The sequence below is a fragment of the Leifsonia shinshuensis genome (assembly GCF_014217625.1).
Taxonomy (GTDB): Bacteria; Actinomycetota; Actinomycetes; order Actinomycetales; family Microbacteriaceae; genus Leifsonia; species Leifsonia shinshuensis_A.
Genome location: NZ_CP043641.1, coordinates 2,457,869 through 2,477,649, shown reverse-complemented (window position 1 = coordinate 2,477,649; position 19,781 = coordinate 2,457,869). Strand labels below are relative to the sequence as shown.

At 70.7% G+C, this 19,781-nt stretch carries 18 protein-coding genes; 14 read left to right on the top strand and 4 right to left on the bottom strand.

The features are described from left to right. The first annotated feature begins 56 nt into the window (after positions 1–56). A complete protein-coding gene (locus F1C12_RS11850; RefSeq protein WP_185275207.1) occupies positions 57–947 on the top strand; it encodes a helix-turn-helix domain-containing protein in 891 nt (296 codons plus the stop codon). 131 nt (positions 948–1,078) lie between these two features. Continuing rightward, on the top strand, positions 1,079–2,947 hold the full coding sequence (gene nhaA, locus F1C12_RS11845) for a Na+/H+ antiporter NhaA (protein ID WP_185275206.1): 1,869 nt from the start codon (positions 1,079–1,081) through the stop codon (positions 2,945–2,947). A 40-nt stretch (positions 2,948–2,987) separates the two neighbouring features. Here nhaA and F1C12_RS11840 read toward each other — a convergent pair whose 3' ends face one another. Continuing rightward, positions 2,988–3,401 (bottom strand): tautomerase family protein, encoded by a 414-nt coding sequence (locus tag F1C12_RS11840; protein WP_185275205.1) that lies wholly within the window; start codon positions 3,399–3,401, stop codon positions 2,988–2,990. 137 nt (positions 3,402–3,538) lie between these two features. Between F1C12_RS11840 and F1C12_RS11835 the strand changes: the two genes are divergently transcribed. The 9 genes from F1C12_RS11835 to F1C12_RS11795 all read left to right on the top strand — a co-directional run bounded on the left by F1C12_RS11835 (position 3,539) and on the right by F1C12_RS11795 (position 14,377). Beyond that, positions 3,539–4,981 (top strand): sugar porter family MFS transporter, encoded by a 1,443-nt coding sequence (locus F1C12_RS11835; RefSeq protein WP_185275204.1) that lies wholly within the window; start codon positions 3,539–3,541, stop codon positions 4,979–4,981. Between the two features lie 92 nt (positions 4,982–5,073). Continuing rightward, complete coding sequence (iolC, locus tag F1C12_RS11830) at positions 5,074–6,036, top strand: 5-dehydro-2-deoxygluconokinase (protein WP_185278932.1); 963 nt, start codon at positions 5,074–5,076, stop codon at positions 6,034–6,036. Then, entirely contained in the window at positions 6,023–6,943 is a 921-nt protein-coding gene (locus F1C12_RS11825; protein ID WP_185275203.1) for a class I fructose-bisphosphate aldolase, read from the top strand. Before iolC ends, F1C12_RS11825 begins: the two co-directional genes overlap by 14 nt. A gap of 39 nt (positions 6,944–6,982) precedes the next feature. Next, on the top strand, positions 6,983–8,548 hold the full coding sequence (locus F1C12_RS11820) for a CoA-acylating methylmalonate-semialdehyde dehydrogenase (protein WP_185275202.1): 1,566 nt from the start codon (positions 6,983–6,985) through the stop codon (positions 8,546–8,548). An 11-nt stretch (positions 8,549–8,559) separates the two neighbouring features. Further along, positions 8,560–9,477: a 5-deoxy-glucuronate isomerase gene (gene iolB / locus F1C12_RS11815; protein WP_185275201.1), complete on the top strand. Its 918-nt coding sequence runs from the start codon at positions 8,560–8,562 to the stop codon at positions 9,475–9,477. After that, on the top strand, positions 9,474–11,402 hold the full coding sequence (gene iolD, locus F1C12_RS11810) for a 3D-(3,5/4)-trihydroxycyclohexane-1,2-dione acylhydrolase (decyclizing) (RefSeq protein WP_185275200.1): 1,929 nt from the start codon (positions 9,474–9,476) through the stop codon (positions 11,400–11,402). Before iolB ends, iolD begins: the two co-directional genes overlap by 4 nt. 36 nt (positions 11,403–11,438) lie before the next feature. Beyond that, positions 11,439–12,383: a sugar phosphate isomerase/epimerase family protein gene (locus tag F1C12_RS11805; RefSeq protein ID WP_185275199.1), complete on the top strand. Its 945-nt coding sequence runs from the start codon at positions 11,439–11,441 to the stop codon at positions 12,381–12,383. A gap of 44 nt (positions 12,384–12,427) precedes the next feature. Further along, positions 12,428–13,453 (top strand): Gfo/Idh/MocA family protein, encoded by a 1,026-nt coding sequence (locus tag F1C12_RS11800; protein ID WP_185275198.1) that lies wholly within the window; start codon positions 12,428–12,430, stop codon positions 13,451–13,453. A gap of 54 nt (positions 13,454–13,507) precedes the next feature. Next, positions 13,508–14,377 (top strand): sugar phosphate isomerase/epimerase family protein, encoded by an 870-nt coding sequence (locus F1C12_RS11795; protein WP_185275197.1) that lies wholly within the window; start codon positions 13,508–13,510, stop codon positions 14,375–14,377. A 7-nt stretch (positions 14,378–14,384) separates the two neighbouring features. Here the strand turns inward: F1C12_RS11795 and F1C12_RS11790 are convergent, their stop codons facing one another. Further along, positions 14,385–15,143 carry a GntR family transcriptional regulator gene (locus F1C12_RS11790; RefSeq protein WP_219732609.1) on the bottom strand — a complete coding sequence of 253 codons (759 nt, stop codon included), beginning with the start codon at positions 15,141–15,143 and terminating at the stop codon, positions 14,385–14,387. An 84-nt stretch (positions 15,144–15,227) separates the two neighbouring features. Continuing rightward, on the bottom strand, positions 15,228–15,857 hold the full coding sequence (locus tag F1C12_RS11785) for a LysE family translocator (protein ID WP_185275196.1): 630 nt from the start codon (positions 15,855–15,857) through the stop codon (positions 15,228–15,230). Positions 15,858–15,888: 31 nt separating this feature from the next. Between F1C12_RS11785 and F1C12_RS11780 the strand changes: the two genes are divergently transcribed. After that, a complete protein-coding gene (locus tag F1C12_RS11780; protein WP_185275195.1) occupies positions 15,889–16,581 on the top strand; it encodes a class I SAM-dependent methyltransferase in 693 nt (230 codons plus the stop codon). Positions 16,582–16,713: 132 nt separating this feature from the next. Here the strand turns inward: F1C12_RS11780 and F1C12_RS11775 are convergent, their stop codons facing one another. Then, positions 16,714–17,385 (bottom strand): TetR/AcrR family transcriptional regulator, encoded by a 672-nt coding sequence (locus tag F1C12_RS11775; RefSeq protein WP_185275194.1) that lies wholly within the window; start codon positions 17,383–17,385, stop codon positions 16,714–16,716. 136 nt (positions 17,386–17,521) lie between these two features. Between F1C12_RS11775 and F1C12_RS11770 the strand changes: the two genes are divergently transcribed. After that, the gene (locus F1C12_RS11770) at positions 17,522–19,183 is read left to right on the top strand and encodes an MDR family MFS transporter (protein ID WP_185278930.1); all 1,662 of its coding nucleotides are present in this window, start codon (positions 17,522–17,524) and stop codon (positions 19,181–19,183) included. 23 nt (positions 19,184–19,206) lie between these two features. Then, complete coding sequence (locus tag F1C12_RS11765; RefSeq protein WP_258045862.1) at positions 19,207–19,716, top strand: MarR family winged helix-turn-helix transcriptional regulator; 510 nt, start codon at positions 19,207–19,209, stop codon at positions 19,714–19,716. The last annotated feature ends 65 nt before the right edge of the window (positions 19,717–19,781 follow it).

Here is a 19,781-nt window from a genome sequence, read left to right as displayed (position 1 = left end):
ACACTGGTAGTGGCAGGGACAGCCTCGACCGCCCGCGTCCGCGTAGCGTGGACGGCATGAACGCTGAGACGGACGGCCCCGGCAACCTGCTGGGAGAGTTCCTGCGCGCCCGCCGCGAGCTGGTCTCGCCGGAGAGCGTCGGCATCCCCGTGCTCGGCACGCGCCGGGTGGCCGGCCTCCGGCGCGAGGAGGTCGCGATGCTCTCCGGCATCAGCGCCGAGTACTACCTGCGGCTGGAGCAGGGGCGCGACCGCAACCCGTCCGGGCAGGTGCTCCGCTCGATCGCACGCGTGCTTCAGCTGGACGACGAGGCGACCGGCTACCTGCTCGGGCTGCCGGACAGCGACCGGACGCCGCGCCGCCCGCGCCGCCCGCGCCGCCCTCGCGCGGAGACGCTCCCCGAGAGCCTGGCCTCCCTCGTGCCGCAGCTGCCGTTCCCGGCGTTCGTGGAGGGCCGCTACCTGGACGTGCTGGCGGCCAACTCCCTCGCGTCCGCCCTGTCGCCGCGGCTGGCGCCCGGACGCAACCGGATGCGCGACGTCTTCCTCGATCCCGCGGAGCAGGCGCTCTTCCCGGACTGGGAGGCCGCCTCGGCCGTGCTGCTCGCGGGCTTCCGGCGCTCGGTCGGGGCCGACGCCGACGACGCGCGCGTGGTCGAGCTGGTCGGCGAGCTGTCGATCGCGAGCCCGGTGTTCCGGAGGCTGTGGAGCCGGCACGACGTCCGCGAACGCCAGGGCGCGACCTTCGCCTTCCAGCATCCCCAGGTCGGGCCGCTCACCGTGCACCGCGAGAAACTGCAGGTCACCGGCACCGACGGGATCGTGCTCGTGCTCTATCACGCCGCCACGGAGGCGGACGCGGACAAGCTGCGGCTGCTGGGATCGCTGGCGGACACGGCGGAGGAGACCGGGGGCCAGCAGACCACGGCCGAGCGCTCGAACGCGTAAGGTGGAGTGATCGCGGGGGACTCGCCTATCGGGGCGACTTGTCTGGTTCGATTTCCAGAGTCCTCCACCACACCGTCCTCCCGAACCCTCGGGGGTCTGGCGCTCTCGCGCCGAACGCGCTGAGATGGACCATGACGAACCTGACCCTGATCCAGCGCTCGCCGGATCCGGAGGCCGTCGGCGCCTCCCGCGACCGGCGGCCCACGCTGGCCCAGCGGTTCCGCGCGATGGGTCGCAGCCGCATCGGCGCGCTGCTCCTGCTGCTCGCGACCCTCGTCGCCATCGTGTGGGCGAACATCTCCTTCACCGGCTACGAGCACTTCTGGGAGACGCAGCTCACCCTCGGGCTCGGCGACCTCCACCTCGAGTTCACGCTGCACGCGCTCGTCAACGACGCGCTCATGGCGCTCTTCTTCTTCACCGTCGGACTGGAGGTGCGGCGCGAGTTCGCGATCGGGGAGCTGACCAGCTGGTCGCGCGCCGTGGTCCCGGTGGTCGCGGCCGTGGCCGGGCTGGCGGTGCCCGCGCTCATCTTCGTGATGTTCACGATGGGGACCGGGCACGCGAACGCGTGGGGGGTCGTCATCTCGACGGACACCGCGTTCCTGGTCGGCGGCCTCGCGCTGATCGGGCCGCGCGCCGTCGGCCGGCTGCGGGTGTTCCTGCTCGCGCTCGCCGTGGTGGACGACATCGGCGCGCTGAGCATCATCGCGCTCGTCTACACGAAGGACTTCAACCCGGTGCCGCTGATCGTCGCGGCGGTCGGGCTGGTGGTCGTGTACTTCACGCGCTACCTCCCCAGCGGGCGCGGCCCGGTCTACGCGACGCTCGCGGTCGTCGTCTGGCTGGCGTTCCTCGCCTCGGGCGTGCACCCGACGCTCGCCGGCGTCGCGATCGCCCTGCTCATCCCGGTCTACCGGCCCAACCGGCGGGACGTGGAGCACGCGCTCGACCTGGCCAGGACGTTCCGCCAGTCGCCGAACACCGAGTACGCCCGCGCCGCCGCCAACAGCCTCCGGGAGTCCATCTCGATCAACGAGCGGCTGCAGTCAGCCTGGTCGCCGTACGTCGCGTACGTGGTGCTTCCGCTCTTCGCGCTCGCCAATGCAGGGGTGCGGCTGAACGGCGACATCCTGGTCGGCGCGGTCGTCTCGCCGCTGGCGTGGGGCGTGGTCGCCGGGCTCGTGGTCGGCAAGTTCGTCGGCGTCTTCGGCTCGACCGTGCTGCTGCGCGCGCTGCGCATCGGCGAGCTCGGTCCGGGCCTCACCGTGGACCGGCTGGCCGGCGGCGCCGCGCTCTGCGGGATCGGCTTCACCATCTCGCTCTTCATCGTGGACCTCGCCATCCCCGGGCAGGACGCGCAGAACGCCGCGCGGGTCGGCGTGCTGGCGGCGACCGTGATCGCGTTCGTCGTCGCGACGATCCTGTTCCGCATCTCCGACGCGCACCGACCGAAAGAGGAGATGGGGCTCACGCTCGTCCGTCCGGTCGACCCGAAGCGGGACCACGTCTTCGGTGACCCGAAGGCGCCGTTCACGATCGTGGAGTACGGCGACTTCCAGTGCGGGTTCTGCCTCAAGGCGACCGGCTCGGTGGGGGAGGTGCGCGAGGTTCTCGGCGACGACCTCCGCTACGTCTGGCGGCACGCCCCGCTGACCCGGTTCCATCCGAACGCGCTCGCCGCGGCGGAGGCGTCGGAGGCCGCCGCCCGGCAGGGGAAGTTCTTCGAGTTCGAGCGGAGCCTGTTCGCCGATCAGGAGCACCAGCTCCCGTCGGACATCATGCGCCGCGCCGCCGACCTCGGCCTCGACCTCGAGCGCTTCGAGGCCGACCTGGCCTCGCCGGAGGTCGCGGCGCGCGTCCGCGACGACATGCTCGACGCAGAGGCGATGGACATCACCGCCGTGCCGACCTTCTTCATCAACGGCCGCCGTCACGTCGGCCCGTACGACGCGCAATCGCTCATCCGGGCCCTGCAGGCGAGCGTCGCCGCGCCCTGACCTGGGCGCCGGAGCCATGGACCGCACGGGCAGCCGCCGCTCAGGCCACCGCCGCGCTCGGCACGGCGAGCTCCCCGGTCAGGTACTGCGACCGCCCGAAGCCGAACGACCAGTCCTCCGGCCCGTTCTCGACGTAGCCGATGAAGACGTCCTCCCCGGCGACGCCGACCTCCCCGAGCCGCCGCGCGATCTCGGCGAACAGGCTCTGTTTGGCCGCGACCTCCCTGCCGCGCTGCGTGAAGATCTGGATGACCACCACGCCGTCGCTGCGCTCGAAGCCGAGCCCGGCGTCCTCCGCGATGATCGCCCCGGCCGGGCGCTCGGTGACGATCTGGAACCGGTCGCGCACCGGGATGCAGTACTCGCTCACGATGGCGCCGTGCACCGCGTCGGCGATGGCTCTGACGGCCGCCGGTGCGCGGCCTTCCTGCAGTTCGATGCGGACGAGGGGCATGGGGTCCTCCAGGTGTCTCGGGAAGAAAGGGTTGCCTCAATTGTGACAGATTGATAGTTTGTCCTGTCAAGAGGACTTGCCGATCGAATCATCCCGGATCGGCGGGCTCGATGAAGAGACCCGGAAGGCTTCACGCGATGTCACACATTCCTACGACGGCGACCGTCTCCACGTCGGCGCTCCCACCGCTCGGCGACGACCGCCGCTACAACCGCCGTGTCGGCATGATCGCGGTCATCGCGACGTTCGGCGGTCTCCTGTTCGGCTACGACACCGGTGTGCTCAATGGCGCGCTCAGCTTCATCGTCGACTACTTCCACCTCAATGCGGTCCAGGAAGGCCTGATCACCTTCCTGCTGCTGATCGGGGCGGCGCTCGGTGCGCTCGTCGGCGGTCGCATCGCCGACTCGTTCGGACGCAAGCGGACGATCACCGTGCTCGCGATCATCTTCTTCATCGGAGCGCTCGCCAGCGCGTTCGCCCCGACCTACGGAGTCTTCCTCGGCGCCCGCTTCATCCTCGGCCTCGCGGTCGGCGGCGCGTCGGTGACCGTCCCCGTCTACCTCGGCGAGGTCGCCCCGTTCGAGAAGCGCGGCGGGCTCGTCAGCCGCAACGAGCTGATGATCGTCGGCGGCCAGTTCCTCGCCTTCCTGTTCAACGCGATCATCGGCAACGCGTGGGGGAGCAACGGTGAGGTCTGGCGGTACATGCTGACGATCGCGGCCATCCCCGCGATCGTGCTGTTCTTCGGGATGCTCCGGCTGCCCGAGAGCCCGCGCTGGCTGGCGCTGAAGGGCCGCTCCGACGAGGCGCTCGCGGTTCTGCGGACCCTGCGCACCGAGCAGCGCGCCGTCGCCGAGCACGCCGAGATCCTCCAGCTGATCGAGGACGAGCGCGAGCTGACAGAGAACTACAGCGCCTGGGGCGAGATCAAATCCCAGCCCTGGATCAAGCGGCTCATCCTGATCGGCATGGGCATCGCGGCCTTCCAGCAGCTGACCGGCATCAACTCCATGCAGTACTACGGCACGCAGGTGCTGGAGCAGGCCGGCTTCACCCGCAACTCGGCGCTGACGTTCAACGTGCTGATCGGCCTCATCTCGATCATCGCCATGCTGATCGCGCTGCCCCTGCTCAACCGCTTCAACCGCCGCGGGATGATGCTGTTCGGCTTCACCGGCATCCTCGTCGCGCATCTGCTCGTCGGCGTCTTCGGGATCGTGCTGCCGCAGCACAGCCCGGTGCGCGCCTGGGTGCTGCTCGTCTGCATCCTGCTCTTCGTCGGCCTGATGCAGGGCACCATCGGCCCGCTTGCGTGGCTGATGCTCTCGGAGATCTTCCCGCTGCGCCTGCGCGGCGTCGCGATGGGCTTCGCTGTGCTGGTGCTCTGGGTGACGAATGCGATCATCTCGTTCGCGTTCCCCTCGCTGGTCGGCGCGCTCGGGTTCAGCACCTTCCTGCTCTTCGCCTTCGTGGCCGGGCTCGCGCTGCTGTTCATCGGCGTGGCCGTGCCGGAGACCAAGGGCAAGACGCTGGAGGGCCTGGAAGAGCACTTCAAGCGCCTCTACGCCTCCTTCTGAGGCCCTTCCAGATATTTTGTCAGTTTGATAGAACATAAGGTGTAGGCTTGACCAGCGAGCACAGCACGACCCCGACGAAGGAGTTCCACGACATGACGAGCGAGAGCTTCGATCTGATCACGATCGGGCGTATCGGTGTCGATATCTACCCCCTGCAAGACGGGGTGGGCCTGGAGGACGTCGAGACCTTCGGCAAGTTCCTCGGCGGCAGCGCGACCAACGTCTCGATCGCCGCCGCCCGGCATGGCCTCCGCTCAGCCGTCATCACGGCCACCGGAGACGACCCGTTCGGCCGCTACGCGCACCGCGAGCTGCGCAGGCTCGGCGTGGACGACCGGTTCGTCGGCACGGTCGGCGCCCTCAAGACGCCGGTGACGTTCTGCGAGATCTTCCCGCCGGACGACTTCCCGCTCTACTTCTACCGCGACCCGCTCGCGCCGGACCTCGCGATCACGGCGAAAGATCTCGACCTCGACGCGATCAGCCGTGCCCGCATCTACTGGTCGACCGTCACCGGGCTCTCCCGCGACCCGAGCCGCACCGCGCACCACGTGGCGTGGGAGGCCCGTGGCCGTGTCCCGCTGACGATCCTCGACCTCGACTACCGGCCGATGTTCTGGTCGAGTGGAGCCGCCGCGACGGCCGAGGTGGAGCGCGCACTCGGTCACGTCACGGTCGCCGTCGGCAACCGCGAGGAATGCGAGATCGCCGTGGGCGAGACCGAGCCCATGCGCGCGGCCGACGCGCTCCTCGAGCGCGGCGTCGAACTCGCCGTGGTCAAGCAGGGCCCGCGCGGCGTGCTCGCCAAGACCCGCGAGGAGACCGTGGAGGTGCCGCCGTACTTCGTGGAGGTCGTCAACGGCCTCGGCGCCGGCGACGGCTTCGGCGGCGCGCTCTGCTACGGCCTGCTGCAGGAGTGGTCGCTGGAGCGGGTCATCCGCTTCGCCAACATCGCCGGAGCCATCGTGGCCACGCGCCGCGAGTGCTCCACCGCCATGCCGACGACCGCCGAGGTCGAGTCCGTGCTGAAGGAGCTCCAGAATGTCCACAGCTGAGCCGATCGCCGGCCCCGTCCCGATCCTCGACGCAGCCGCGTTCGAGCGCCTCCGCGCCCGTCGCCACACGAGCCCCGACGACGTCGCGACGGTGCTCGCCACGCGCGTCCGGCGCCCGCTGGTCCGCGACGACGGCCGTCTTTTCATCGTCGCCGCCGACCACCCGGCCCGCGGCGCCCTCGGCGTCGGCGACGACCCGATGGCCATGGCCGACCGGTACGACCTCCTGCAGCGGCTCGCGCTCGCGCTGTCGCGGCCTGGTGTGGACGGCGTGCTCGGCACCCCCGACATCATCGAGGACCTGGCGCTGCTCGGCGCCCTGGACGACAAGATCGCGGTCGGCTCGATGAACCGCGGCGGCCTCCGCGGCGCCGTGTTCGAGATGGACGACCGCTACACCGGATACGACGTCGACGCGATGGTCCGCGAGGGCGTGGACGCCGCCAAGCTGCTCGTCCGCGTCAACCTGGAGGACGTGGGCACCGCGCGCACGCTGGAGGCGACAGCCAACGCGGTCACCGCGGCGGCCCGGGCGCGACTCCCCATCCTCCTCGAGCCCTTCATGAGCCGGTGGAACGACGGCCGCGTCGTCAACGATCTCACGACGGACGCCGTCATCCAGTCGGTGGCGATCGCCTCCGGCCTGGGCGCCTCGTCCGCCTACACCTGGCTCAAGCTGCCGGTCGTGCCCGACATGGAACGCGTCATGGCCGCGACCACGCTGCCGACGCTCCTGCTCGGCGGTGACACCGACGCGGCCCCCGAGGAGACCTTCGCGTCGTGGGAGGCCGCACTCGCGCTCCCGGGAGTGCACGGCCTCGTCGTGGGGCGTACGCTCCTCTACCCCAAGGACGGGGACGTCGGCCGCGCGGTCGACATCGCCGCCACCCTCGTCCACGGCCGCTGATCCGGCCAGCACACCGCGTCATTGCGAAGGAACACGATCATGACCAGCACCGACATCACCACTGCACCTGTCGCCTCGGGCGGGCTGCCGACGATCCCGCACTGGATCGACGGCGCCGAGCGGCCCTCCACGAGCGGTCGCACCGCTCCGGTCTTCAACCCGGCGCTCGGCGTAGCGACGTCGAACGTCGCCCTCGCCGATCAGGCCGAGATCGATGAGGCGATCGCCTCGGCACAGCGCGGCTTCGAGGAGTGGGGCCAGTACTCGATCGCGAAACGGCAGTCGGTGCTCTTCGCTTTCCGCGAGCTGCTGAACGCGCGCAAAGGCGAGCTGGCGTCGATCATCACGGCCGAGCACGGCAAGGTGCTCTCCGACGCGATGGGCGAGATCCTGCGCGGGCAGGAGGTCGTGGAGCTGGCGACCGGGTTCCCGCATCTGATCAAGGGTGCGTACTCCGAGAACGCCTCCACCGGGATCGACGTGTACTCGCTGAAGCAGCCGCTCGGCGTGGTGGGCATCATCTCGCCGTTCAACTTCCCGGCCATGGTGCCGATGTGGTTCTTCCCCGTCGCGATCGCCGCCGGCAACGCCGTCGTGCTCAAGCCCAGCGAGAAGGACCCGTCGGCCGCTCTGTGGCTGGCCGCGCTGTGGAAGGAGGCCGGCCTCCCGGACGGCGTCTTCACCGTGCTGCAGGGCGACAAGCTCGCCGTCGACGGCCTGCTGAACAGCCCGGTCGTCCAGTCCATCTCATTCGTCGGCTCGACCCCGATCGCGCAGTACATCTACGAGACGGCGTCGAAGAACGGCAAGCGGGTCCAGGCGCTCGGCGGCGCGAAGAACCACATGCTGGTATTGCCGGACGCCGACCTCGACCTCGTCGCCGACCAGGCCGTCAACGCCGGATACGGCGCGGCGGGCGAGCGCTGCATGGCCGTCTCGGTCGTGCTCGCGGTCGAGCCCGTGGCCGACGAGCTCATCTCCAAGGTGAAGGAGCGCATCGGCCGCCTCCGGATCGGCAACGGCGCGGGCGACGCGTCGGGCGAGCCCGACATGGGTCCGTTGATCACCGGGGTGCACCGCGACAAGGTCTCCGGCTACGTCGACATCGCGGAGGCCGACGGCGCGGACATCGTGGTCGACGGTCGCGGCTTCACGGTCGAAGGCCACGAGGACGGCTTCTTCTTCGGGCCGACCTTGATCGACAACATCCCGATCACGTCCGCCGCCTACCGCGAGGAGATCTTCGGCCCGGTGCTGTCCGTGGTGCGCGTGCAGACCTTCCAGGAGGGGCTGGACCTCATCAACTCCGGTCGGTTCGGCAACGGAACCGCCATCTTCACCAACGACGGCGGCGCGGCCCGGCGCTTCCAGAACGAGGTGCAGGTCGGCATGATCGGCATCAACGTGCCGATCCCGGTCCCGGTCGCGTACCACTCGTTCGGCGGCTGGAAGGCGTCCCTGTTCGGCGATGCCAAGGCGTACGGCGTGCACGGCTTCGACTTCTTCACCCGTGAGAAGGCGATCACCAGCCGCTGGCTCGACCCGGCGACGCGCCACCAGTCCGATCACACGGGCATCAACCTCGGCTTCCCGCAGAACACCTGAGGACCCCCGACATGGCAGAGCACAACGAGTGGTTCTTCCCGCGGGGCGCACTGAGCGACCGCTGGTGGGAGTCCGTGGTGGACGACTCCCTCGACGGCTGGCAGCACACCGGCCTGCGCGTCGCGGAGCTCGCCGGCAACGCTGTCGAGCTGCCGGCCGGGGAGGTCGAGCGCATCGTCGTCCCGCTGGCCGGGTCGTTCGCGGTCGGGCACGAGGGCAAGACCACCCACCTGGCAGGGCGGTCGAGCGTCTTCGACGGGCCGACCGATGTGGTCTACGTCGGCGCCGGCGTGGGGCTGACGATCAGCGGCTTCGGCCGGGTCGCGGTGGCGGAGGCGCCCACGCGCGTCCGCAAGCCGTCGGCCTACATCGCGAAGAGCGAGGTCCCGGTCGAGCTCCGCGGCGCCGGCCGCGACACGCGTCAGGTGCACAACTTCGGGACTCCCGGCGCGCTGGACGCCGCCGCCCTGATCGTCTGCGAGGTCATCACACCCGCCGGCAACTGGTCGTCGCATCCCGCGCACAAGCACGACGAGGATGTGCCGGGTCACGAGTCCCGGCTGGAGGAGATCTACTACTTCGAGGCTGCCCCGGTCCGCGGCGCGAGCGCGCCGCCGACCGCCGACGCCTTCGGCAGCTTCGCCACCTACCGCTCGCCGGGCGGCGACATCGAGACCAACGCGCTTGTGCGGACGGGAGACGTCGCCCTCGTGCCGTTCGGCTACCACGGCCCCGCCGTCGCGGCCCCCGAGTACGACCTCTACTACCTCAACGTCATGGCCGGCCCCGGCGAGGAGCGCGCCTGGCTGATCAGCGACGACCCGCGTCAGGCCTGGCTGCGGACCACCTGGGAGGGTGCCGAGCAGGACCCCCGCTTGCCCTACGCGACGAACGCGACCACGCCCACCACAGAAGGAGCCGCCCGATGACGACCCGCAGGATGACGGTGGCGCAGGCGCTCGTCGAGTTCCTCGCCAACCAGTGGACCGTCGACGGCGATGTGCGCGAGCGCACCATCCCCGGCATGCTCGGGATCTTCGGCCACGGCAACGTCGCGGGCCTCGGCCAGGCGCTCAAGCAGGCGAACGTGCAGGACCCGACGCTCATGCCCTACTACCAGGCGCGCAACGAGCAGGCGATGGTTCATCAGGCCGTCGGTTTCGCGCGCATCCACCGCCGCCGGGCCACGCTCGCCTCGACCGCGTCGGTCGGTCCGGGCGCGGCGAACATGCTCACCGGCGCCGCGCTCGCGACGGCCAACCGACTCCCCGCGTTGCTGCTGCCGTCGGACACCTTCGCCACCCGGGTCGCCGACCCGGTCCTCCAGCAGCTGGAGCACCCGCACGACCTCGGCATCCAGGTGACGGACGCGTTCCGCCCGCTCTCACGGTTCTTCGACCGGGTGCAGCGGCCGGAGCAGCTTTTCTCGATCGCGTTGGCGGCGATGCGCGTGCTCACCGACCCTGCAGAGACCGGAGCGGTCACGATCGCGCTCCCGGAGGACGTGCAGGCCGAGGCCCTGGACGTGCCGGAGGAGTTCCTCGCGCCGCGCGAGTGGCACGTGCGCCGTCCGGCCCCGGAAGGCTGGGCGCTGGCCGCCGCGGTCGATGCGATCCGCGGCGCGCAGCGCCCGGTCCTGGTCGCCGGTGGCGGCGTCCTGTACTCGGGGGCCGAGAACGTGCTGCGCGCGTTCGTGGAGGCCACCGGCATCCCGGTCGGCACCACGCAGGCCGGAGGCGGCTCCCTGAACTGGGACCACCCGCAGTACCTCGGAGGCGTCGGCGCCACCGGAACCACTGCGGCCAACCGGATCACGGCGCAGGCCGACCTCGTGATCGGCGTCGGGACCCGGTACAGCGACTTCACGACCGCCAGCCGGACGGTGTTCCAGAACCCGGACGTGCGGTTCGTGAACGTCAACGTCGCGCCGTTCGACGCGTACAAGCACGGCTCGCAGCTCCCGCTGATAGCCGACGCACGCGAGGCGCTCACGGCCCTCACCGACGCCCTCGCGGGACACCGCGTGCACTCCGGCTACGCGACCTGGATCGCCGAGGAGAAGGCGGAGTGGGACGCGGTGGCGGACGACGCGCTCGCGCCGGCGACGCCAGGACCGGACGGGCGGCCGGCCCTCATCGGCCAGCCTGCGCTGATCGGCGCCGTACAGCGCGCGTCCGACCCACGCGACGTCGTGGTGCAGGCGGCGGGCTCCCTCCCCGGCGACCTCCACAAGCTGTGGCGGGTGCGCGATCCGCTCGGCTATCACGTCGAGTACGCCTTCTCGTGCATGGGCTACGAGATCGCCGGCGGCCTGGGCGTCAAGCGCGGGCTGGAGGCGCTCGGCGACGACCGTGACGTCATCGTCCTGGTCGGCGACGGTTCGTACCTCATGCTGCACACGGAGCTCGCGACCGCGGTCGCCGAGGGCATCAAGATCGTCGTGGTGCTCATCCAGAACCACGGCTACGCCTCCATCGGCCATCTCTCCGAGACCGTCGGCTCGCAGCGCTACGGGACCCGCTACCGCTATCGCGACGACGCCGAGCTGAACTTCGAGCGCGGCGACTTCCTCCCGGTCGACCTCGCCGCCAACGCCCGCAGCTTCGGCATCGACGTCATCGAGCTCGCGCCGGGCCCGGACGCCGCGACCCGCCTGGAGGACGCGGTGCGGGCGGCCAAGGCGAGCACGACCTCCACCCTCATCCACATCGACTCCGACCCGTTCGTCTACGCCCCGGACGGCGAAGGCTGGTGGGATGTGCCGGTCGCGGAGGTCTCCGAGCTGGAGAGCACGCAGACCGCCCGCGCCGACTACCTCGACCAGCAGAAGCAGCAGCGGCCCCTCCTGGGCTGAGCGAACCACCACCACCACGACCCTCGAAGGACGACGATGACCGAAACCGCCACCGACCAGCGCCCGGCCGGGGCCCACACGTCCGGCCTCCGGATCGGCACCGCTCCCGACTCGTGGGGCGTGTGGTTCCCGGATGACCCGCGGCAGACGCTGTGGGACCGCTTCCTGGACGAGGTGCAGGCCGCGGGCTACCACTGGATCGAGCTCGGCCCGTACGGGTACCTCCCGACCGACCCTGCGCAGCTCCTGGACGAGCTCGCGAAGCGCGACCTCCGGATCAGCGGCGGCACGGTGTTCACCGGCTTCCACAAGGGCGCGGGGCAGTGGGACCGCGCCGTCGAGCAGGTCGAGAAGGTCGCCGCCCTGACCCGCGCGGTCGGCGGAGAGCACATCGTCGTCATCCCCGACCTCTGGCGCTCGGACGCCACGGGCGAGACCCTGGAGCCCCGCACCCTGACCGACGAGCAGTGGGTGTCGCTGGCCGCCGGACACGACCGTCTCGGTCGTATCCTGCTCGAGGAATACGGACTGCGGCAGCAGTTCCACTCGCACGCCGACTCCCACGTCGGCACGCACCGGGAGGTCGAGCGCCTCCTTGCGCAGACCGACCCCCGCTACGTGAACCTGTGCCTCGACACCGGCCACTTCGCCTACTACGGCGGCGACAACGTCACGCTCATCCAGGACCACCCCGAGCGCATCGGGTATCTGCACCTCAAGCAGATCGACCCCGAGCTGCGCTTCGAGGTGCTGAAGAACGACGTGGCGTTCGCCGACGCGGCCATCGACGTGATGGTCGAGCCGCCCGCCGGCATCCCGGACTTCGCGCCGATCATCGAGGCGGTCGCCGCCATCGACCCGGACATCTTCGCGATCGTCGAGCAGGACATGCCGGGCATCGACATCGACGTCCCGCTCGGGATCGCCACCCGCACCCGGCAGCACATCTTCGGGTGCTCGCCGCTGACCCGCACCCGCTGAGACCCGCCCGCCGACCCCCCACGCACAGAATCGAGCCACTCCGCATGACCAGCAGCAACCAGGACCTCCGCGTCGGCGTCGTCGGCGCCGGACAGATGGGCGCCGACCACATCCAGCGCATCACCCGCACCATCAGCGGGGCGACCGTCTCCGCGATCGTGGAGCCCGACGCGGGCCGGGCCGACGCCGCGGCGGCCGCCGCCCCGGGCGCCCAGGCCTATGCGAGCATCGAGGCAGCCCTCGACGCGTCCGCCCTCGACGCGGTCATCATCGCGACGCCCGGCCAGTTCCATGAGCCGGTGCTGGTGCCCGCGCTGGAGGCCGGCCTCCCGATCCTGTGCGAGAAGCCCCTGACGCCCGACAGCGCGTCGTCGTCGCGCATCCTGGAGCTCGAGCAGAGGCTCGATCGCCCGCACATCCAGCTCGGCTTCATGCGCCGCTTCGACGACGAGTACCGTGCGCTGCGCGAGCTCATCGCAGGCGGCGACGCAGGGGAGCTGCTGATGCTGCGCGGCGTGCACCGCAACCCGTCCGTGCCGGACAGCTACACCCAGTCGATGCTCATCACCGACTCGGTCGTGCACGAGTTCGACGTCATGCCGTGGCTGGCCGGATCCCCGGTCCGCAGCGTCGAGGTCAAGTACCCGCGGCGCAACGACCTCGCGCCCGAACGGCTCCGCGAGCCCATCCTCGTGCTCATCGAGCTGGAGAACGGCGTGCTGGTGGACGTGGAGATGAACGTCAGCGTTCAGTTCGGCTACCAGGTCGGCGCCGAGGCCGTGTTCCAGACGGGCATCGCGCGCATCGGGCAGCCGTCCGGGCTGCAGCGCTGGTCGGACGCCGCGTTGTCGATCGCCGAGCACACGACCTTCAAGACCCGGTTCGCCCGCGCGTACGACGCTCAGGTGCAGGCCTGGGTGGACGCCGTGCGCGACGGATCGCTCGTCGCCGGGCCGAACGCCTGGGACGGCTACCTCGTCGCGCTCGCGTGCGAGGCCGGCGTCCGCGCGCTCGACGAGTCCGGACCCGTCGCCGTCGAATCGCCCGGGCGCCCCGCGTTCTACGCCTGACCCGAGCGCACTCGACCCGAACCCCGCCCGTCCGCTTCGATCCCGGAGGCCATCATGGTGACGCTCGCCTACGACCCGACCCCGCTGCACCACGACCACGCACTGCTGGACATCCCCGACGCCGTCGCCCGCCTCGGTTACGAGCACCTCCAGCTCACGCCGCACGCGGACTTCGCGCCGTTCTTCCGGCGCCCCAAGGCCGACGACGCGCTGGCGGCGGCCTTCGCCAAGCGCGCGGCCGACGCGGGAGTGGGCATCACCTCGTTGCTGCCGGTTCAGCGGATCAGCTGGCCGACCGAGCCGGAGCGGCAGACCGCGGTGAAGAACTTCACGCGCGTCATCGAGCTGGCGTCCGGGCTCGGCGTGCCGGTCATCAACACCGAGTTCAGCGGCCGGCCGGAGGAGCCGGAGGCGAGCGAGGCGGCCTTCTACCGGTCGATGGAGGAGCTGCTCCCCGTGCTGCATCGGGAGGGCATCCGGCTCAATATCGACCCGCATCCTGACGACTTCGTCGAGGACGGCCTGGAGGCGTGGCGGGTCATCCGGGGCCTCAACGATCCTCTTGTCGGATTCGTATACGTGGGATCGCATACGTTCCACTACGGCGACCGCGCGGCCACGCTGATCCCGGAGCTGGGGGACCGGCTGGGCGCCGTCTACGCGGCCGACTCCTTCGATCACCGCCACTCGCACGGCCTCCGCTACATCACCAACCCTCCGGGGAACGCGGTGCGCGTCCACCAGCACCTCGAGATCGGCGACGGCGACGTGGACTGGAAGGAGCTGTTCGGGTCGCTGCGCGCGAGCGGCTTCCTCGACCGGGAGGACGCGATCATCGTCTCGAACGTGTTCGCCGAGGACGAGCGCGCCGAGGAGTCCGCGCGGAGTCAGCTGGAGACGCTGCGCGCCCTCGTCGCCGGGTGAGGCCGGGTCAGCGGTCGACGAGCGTGAGCTCGAACGAGTACAGGTCGGGCCGGTACACGTGCCGGCCGAACTCCACCGCGCGCCCGGAGTTGTCGAACGCCGTCCGCGACATGGTGAGCAGCGCAGACCCGCGGCGGATCTCCAACAGGTCGGCCTCGTTCGCGTTCGCGGCGCGAGCGCCGATCCGCTGGTTGGCGACCCGGATGGTCACTCCGCGAGCCTTGAGGAGCTGGTAGAGGCCGCGCGTCTCCAGCTCCTCGCGCGTGATGCCGATGAATTCCTCCGGCAGGGTGTTCTCCAGGATGGCGAGCGGGACGCCGTCCGCCGACCGGAGGCGGGTGATCTGCAGGACCGGGTAGCCCAGCTTGACGCCGAGCTCGCTCGCCGCGGTCTCGTCCGCGATGCCGATCTCGTACGAGATGACGCGCGTCGTCGGCGTCTGCCCGGACTGGCCGAGGTCTTCGTAGAGGCTGGTCAGCTCGACGTTGCGGGTCACGCGGCCGTGGACGACCTGCGTTCCGATGCCGCGGCGGCGGACCAGGAGGCCCTTGTCGACCAGCTCCTGCAGCGCGCGCCGGACGGTCGGACGGGACAGCCCGAGCCGGTTGCCGAGCGAGATCTCGTTCTCGAGCCGCGACCCGGGGGGCACGGTCTCGGAGCGGATCGCGGCCTCCAGCGCCGTCGCGAGCTGGTAGTAGAGCGGCACGGGGCTCGTTTTGTCGAGGCTGTCGAACAGGTCCACGGGCAGCGGGTACTCGGCTTGCATCCGTGTCCTCCACAGGGTCGGGTCAAATGTCAGAACAACCGTACACCGTGTGGCTGTTGTCAGCCTGTCAGGACAGGCGCAGGCCTACTCGGCGGCGGTGAGCGCGATCGTCCCGATGCCGAGGGCGGCGAGGATCGCGGCGGAGATCCGCTCCAGCGCTTTCGTCACCGACGGCCGTTTGAGCCAGAGGATCGCGCGGGACGCGAGCAGGGCCACGACCGTGAGGTAGGCCGCGGCGACGACCGCGTCGATCGCGCCCAGCAGCAGCGTGTTGCCGATCGCCGCGCCGTCGTGCGGGACGAACTGCGGTGCGATCGCGAGGAAGAACAGCCCGACCTTCGGGTTCATGACGGTCGACAGCATCCCGGCGAGGAAGCCGGAGCGGAGCGTGGTCGTCCGCACCCGCGCCTCCGGGCCCTGGGCGGCGTGACGACGGCTGGCGATCAGGGCGGCGACGCCGAGGTAGATGAGGTAGAGGCCGCCGGCGATCTTCACGACGCGGTAGACCTCGGCGGACTGCTCGAGCAGCGCGGCCAGCCCGAGCGCGACGGCGAGCGCCCACAGCATCGAGCCGACGGCGGACCCCGCCGACGCCGCGAGACCGGCGCCCGGACGGGCCAGGCTGTAACGGAGCACGAGGAAGGTGTCGGGGCCGGGCGTCACCGCCAGGATCGCGCAGAGGCCTGCGAAGGCGAGGAGGGCGGGGGCTGTCATGCAGCAAGTGTAGAGGGGCTAGGCTCCCGCCATGACCGACGACCTCCTCGCCGCCGTCCGCGCCCGCTTCGACGGCCGTGCCGCGGAGTACGACCAGAGCGAGATGCACCGCGAGCTGGCCGAGGCGGTGGCTTCGTTCGCCGGCCTCGATGGAGTGCGGGACGTGCTGGACGTCGCCACGGGGACCGGCCTGGTGCTGCGGGCGCTGCACGCACGTGACGGCGCGCTGCGTCTCACGGGCATCGACCTGTCGGCCGGGATGGTGGAGGTCGCGCGCGCCGAGCTCCCCGACGCGAAACTGGTCGAGGGCGACGCGACGGTGCTCCCGTTCGGCGACGGGGAGTTCGACCTGGTGACGTGCGCGACGGGCCTGCACCTGTTCCCGGACGCGGACGCCGCCGTCGCGGAGTGGGTCCGCGTGCTGCGCCCGGGAGGCCGCGCGATCACCGCCACCTTCGGCGAGGTCGACCTCACCCAGCACGGCGGCCGCCCGGACGCCTCCGTGGCCGGCCCGGCCGTAGGCCAGGGCACGGAGGCCGCGACCGGCCACCACGCGGGCCACCACGGCGCCGAGTCACCGCCCTACCCCACGCACCACGAGCGCTTCCGCACCCCCGAACTCCTCGCCGCGGCCGTCGCCCCCGCCGGCCTCCGCCTGACCCGCCACGCCTGGTGGACCCACGGCGGCGACCGCGTCCTCCTGGCCGAGCTCCGCCCCGCCTGATCCGCCGGCAACGGGGGACATCCGCCCTCCGCCCCGCCTGAGCCGCCGGCAACGGAGGATATCTCCCCTCCGCGCGCCCCGATCTCCTCCGCTGACTGCGTTCTGACCGGCCGCGCCGGCAGATCTCCTCCGCTACCGACGCGCCAGCCCCGCGAGCGACCGCGCGATCACCACCGCCCGTGCCGACACTTCGTCCGGCGTACCGGTCGCCCCGGCCTCCGCCCACTCCCGCACCGCGATCCGGACGGCCCCGATGCACGCGACCAGGAGCAGCTCGGCCTGAGCCTCCACCGGCACGTCGCCCCCGACCGCGTCCGCGTCCGCTCCCGCCACCTGCTCGATCAGCTCCGCCACCGCCGCGACCACCCCGTAGCGCAGGTCGTCCAGCCTCCGCACCCTCCGTCGGATCAGCCCCGGGTTGCGCGACGCGATCAGCATGCGCGCCTCGTGCAGCGCCGGGTCGGCCGTCTCGGCGGGGAGGGCGCGGAACAGCGTCTGGATGACGGCCGCGACCACGCTGCCGTCGTACGCCTCCTGCAGCCGCTCCGTCACCAGCGACCGGTCGCCCCAGGCCCGGCGGACGCCGAACAGCGCGTCCTCCTTGCTGTCGAAGTAGTTGAAGAACGTCCGGTGCGACACCGGGACGCGTGCGCAGATGTCGTCGACGGTGACGTCATCCAGGTCGCGCGCGAGCACGAGCTCGACGGCGGCGCGCTCGAGGTCGGCGCGGGTCTGCGCCTTCTTGCGCTCGCGCAAGCCGGGCGCGGGGGCGGCCGCCTCGGGGATGGTGGGAAAAGTTTGCATGCTCGGAAATTTTACACGAATGCAGATTGTTAGTTGATTTTGGTCCACTAATTATATATGGTTGCTCATTGTCAACCAACTGCGAAGGAATCACATGTCCACTGTCTCCACGAGGGAGGACGCCCCCGCCTCGGCCATGTCGCACCGGCAGGTGCTCGAGTCCCTGTCCGGGCTGCTGCTCGGGATGTTCGTCTCGATCCTCGCGGGCACGGTCGTGTCGACCTCGCTCCCGCGCATCATCTCCGAGCTCGGCGGCAACCAGACCGCGTTCACCTGGGTCGTGACGAGCACGCTGCTCGCGACCACGGTCTCCACGCCGATCTGGGGCAAGCTCGCCGACCTGCTCAACCGCAAGATCCTCATCCAGCTCGCACTCGTGCTGTTCGTGCTCGGGTCCGCGCTCGCCGGCTTCTCGCAGAACACGGACATGCTGATCGGCTTCCGCGTCGTGCAGGGCCTCGGCGCCGGAGGTCTGACCGCACTGAGTCAGATCATCATGGCCGACATCATCAGCCCGCGTGACCGCGGCCGCTACATGGGCCTGTTCGGCGGCATCATGGCCGTCGGCACGGTCGGCGGCCCGCTGATCGGCGGCCTCCTCACCGACTCGGTCGGCTGGCGCTGGAACTTCTTCGTCGGCGTCCCGGTCGCGATCGTCGCGATCATCCTGCTGCAGGTCACCCTCAAGCTCCCGAAGCGCCCTGCACGCAAGGTCCGCATCGACTACCTCGGCGCGATCTTCCTCGCCGGCGGCATCTCGCTGCTGCTCATCTGGGTGACGATGGCCGGCTCGCAGTTCGACTGGTGGAGCGCGCAGACGTTCTGGATGGTGGGCGGCGCTGTCGCGCTGCTGGTCGCCACGGTGATCACCGAGCTGGTCGTCAAGGAGCCGATCATCCCGCTGGCGATGTTCAAGAACCGCACCTTCACCCTCGCGGTCATCGCCTCCATCTCGGTCGGCGTCGCGATGTTCGGCACCTCGGTCTTCCTCGGCCAGTACATGCAGCTCGCCCGCGGCGCGACCCCGACCGAGTCGGGGCTGCTGACCCTCCCGATGATCATCGGCCTGCTGCTCTCGTCCACGATCGTCGGTAACCTGATCAGCCGGTTCGGCAAGTGGAAGGCGTTCATGGTCGCCGGCTCCGTGCTGCTGACCGTCGGGCTCTACCTGATGAGCACCATCGAGTACGACACCAACTACGTGCTGGTCTCCCTCTACATGCTCATCCTCGGCGCGGGCGTCGGCATGGTCATGCAGAACCTGGTGCTCATCGTGCAGAACACCGTGCGCCCGGAGCAGCTGGGAGCGGCGAGCTCGAACGTCGCGTTCTTCCGCAGCCTCGGCGGCACCATCGGTGTCTCGGTGATGGGCAGCCTGCTCGGCACCAAGGTCACCGACCTGATGGCCGACCGGCAGCACGACCTCCAGGTCGCCATCGCGAAGCTCGGCCAGAAGGGCATGGAGATCGCCCAGACGCTGCAGAGCGGGACGCTGCCCGAGGTCGGCAAGCTGCCGGTCGGCATCCGGACCATCATCGAGGCGGTCTACGGCCAGGCGGTCGCGGACATCTTCCTGGTGGCGGTGCCGCTGGCGATCGTGACGATCATCGCGATCCTGCTGCTGCCGAACACGAAGCTCGGCACGAAGACGGCGATCCAGCAGCTGGACGAGGACGCGGCAGCGGCCGGCGCTCCCGAGTCGGCTGCCGAGCAGGCCGAGGAGACGGTCGTGGAGGTCGCCGAGGCGATGATCGGAGCGCCGGCGACCGGGTCGATCGGCACTCAGGAACGACGCTGACGGGACGCGTTATGATCGCGGCCATGGACAACACGGAGCGGGCGGCGCTGCACGACAGCACCGCCCGTTCCGGGCCGGCGGCCGGCTCGGCCGACCCGGCGGACGCGGCGATCGCGTCGGTCGAGGAGCAGTTCACGATCCTCTTCAACCGGGTGAGCGCCGGGATGCGCGAGCGGTCCGCGCGCGTTCACCCCGACCTCCAGCCGGTCGGCTTCAAGCTGCTGAACACGCTGGTGCGGACCGGCCCCGTGCACGCGGGCGCCCTCGCCGGCGAGCTCGCGACGGACAAGAGCGTCGTCAGCCGCCAGGTCCGCATCCTGGAGGAGCTCGGCTTCGTCGAGCGCCGCACCGACCCGGCCGACCGCCGCGCCAGCTTCCTGGTCGCGACCCCGGCGGCGATCGAGCGCGTCAACGAGGCTCGCGCGGCCGACCAGGCCCAGCTCTACCGCAGCCTCCGCCAGTGGGGCGCCGACGACGTCGGCCGCCTGGCCGACCTGCTGGCCCGCCTGAACGACTCGGCCCCCATCCGCTAGCGGCCGCCGCGGCCGGCCGCCGCACGACGCGCGCGGCGACACCAACTCCGGAGATCCGCACCATT

Excerpts from the sequence above, each read along its gene's own strand:
- F1C12_RS11770 (WP_185278930.1), top strand. The coding sequence starts at position 17,522 with ATGTCGCACCGGCAGGTGCTCGAGTCCCTGTCCGGGCTGCTGCTCGGG.
- F1C12_RS11765 (WP_258045862.1), top strand. The coding sequence starts at position 19,207 with ATGGACAACACGGAGCGGGCGGCGCTGCACGACAGCACCGCCCGTTCC.
- F1C12_RS11790 (WP_219732609.1), bottom strand. The coding sequence starts at position 15,143 with ATGCAAGCCGAGTACCCGCTGCCCGTGGACCTGTTCGACAGCCTCGAC.
- F1C12_RS11835 (WP_185275204.1), top strand. The coding sequence starts at position 3,539 with ATGTCACACATTCCTACGACGGCGACCGTCTCCACGTCGGCGCTCCCA.
- F1C12_RS11805 (WP_185275199.1), top strand. The coding sequence starts at position 11,439 with ATGACCGAAACCGCCACCGACCAGCGCCCGGCCGGGGCCCACACGTCC.
- nhaA (WP_185275206.1), top strand. The coding sequence starts at position 1,079 with ATGACGAACCTGACCCTGATCCAGCGCTCGCCGGATCCGGAGGCCGTC.
- iolC (WP_185278932.1), top strand. The coding sequence starts at position 5,074 with ATGACGAGCGAGAGCTTCGATCTGATCACGATCGGGCGTATCGGTGTC.
- F1C12_RS11775 (WP_185275194.1), bottom strand. The coding sequence starts at position 17,385 with ATGCAAACTTTTCCCACCATCCCCGAGGCGGCCGCCCCCGCGCCCGGC.
- F1C12_RS11840 (WP_185275205.1), bottom strand. The coding sequence starts at position 3,401 with ATGCCCCTCGTCCGCATCGAACTGCAGGAAGGCCGCGCACCGGCGGCC.
- iolD (WP_185275200.1), top strand. The coding sequence starts at position 9,474 with ATGACGACCCGCAGGATGACGGTGGCGCAGGCGCTCGTCGAGTTCCTC.
- F1C12_RS11800 (WP_185275198.1), top strand. The coding sequence starts at position 12,428 with ATGACCAGCAGCAACCAGGACCTCCGCGTCGGCGTCGTCGGCGCCGGA.
- F1C12_RS11795 (WP_185275197.1), top strand. The coding sequence starts at position 13,508 with ATGGTGACGCTCGCCTACGACCCGACCCCGCTGCACCACGACCACGCA.
- F1C12_RS11825 (WP_185275203.1), top strand. The coding sequence starts at position 6,023 with ATGTCCACAGCTGAGCCGATCGCCGGCCCCGTCCCGATCCTCGACGCA.
- F1C12_RS11785 (WP_185275196.1), bottom strand. The coding sequence starts at position 15,857 with ATGACAGCCCCCGCCCTCCTCGCCTTCGCAGGCCTCTGCGCGATCCTG.
- F1C12_RS11820 (WP_185275202.1), top strand. The coding sequence starts at position 6,983 with ATGACCAGCACCGACATCACCACTGCACCTGTCGCCTCGGGCGGGCTG.
- F1C12_RS11850 (WP_185275207.1), top strand. The coding sequence starts at position 57 with ATGAACGCTGAGACGGACGGCCCCGGCAACCTGCTGGGAGAGTTCCTG.
- F1C12_RS11780 (WP_185275195.1), top strand. The coding sequence starts at position 15,889 with ATGACCGACGACCTCCTCGCCGCCGTCCGCGCCCGCTTCGACGGCCGT.
- iolB (WP_185275201.1), top strand. The coding sequence starts at position 8,560 with ATGGCAGAGCACAACGAGTGGTTCTTCCCGCGGGGCGCACTGAGCGAC.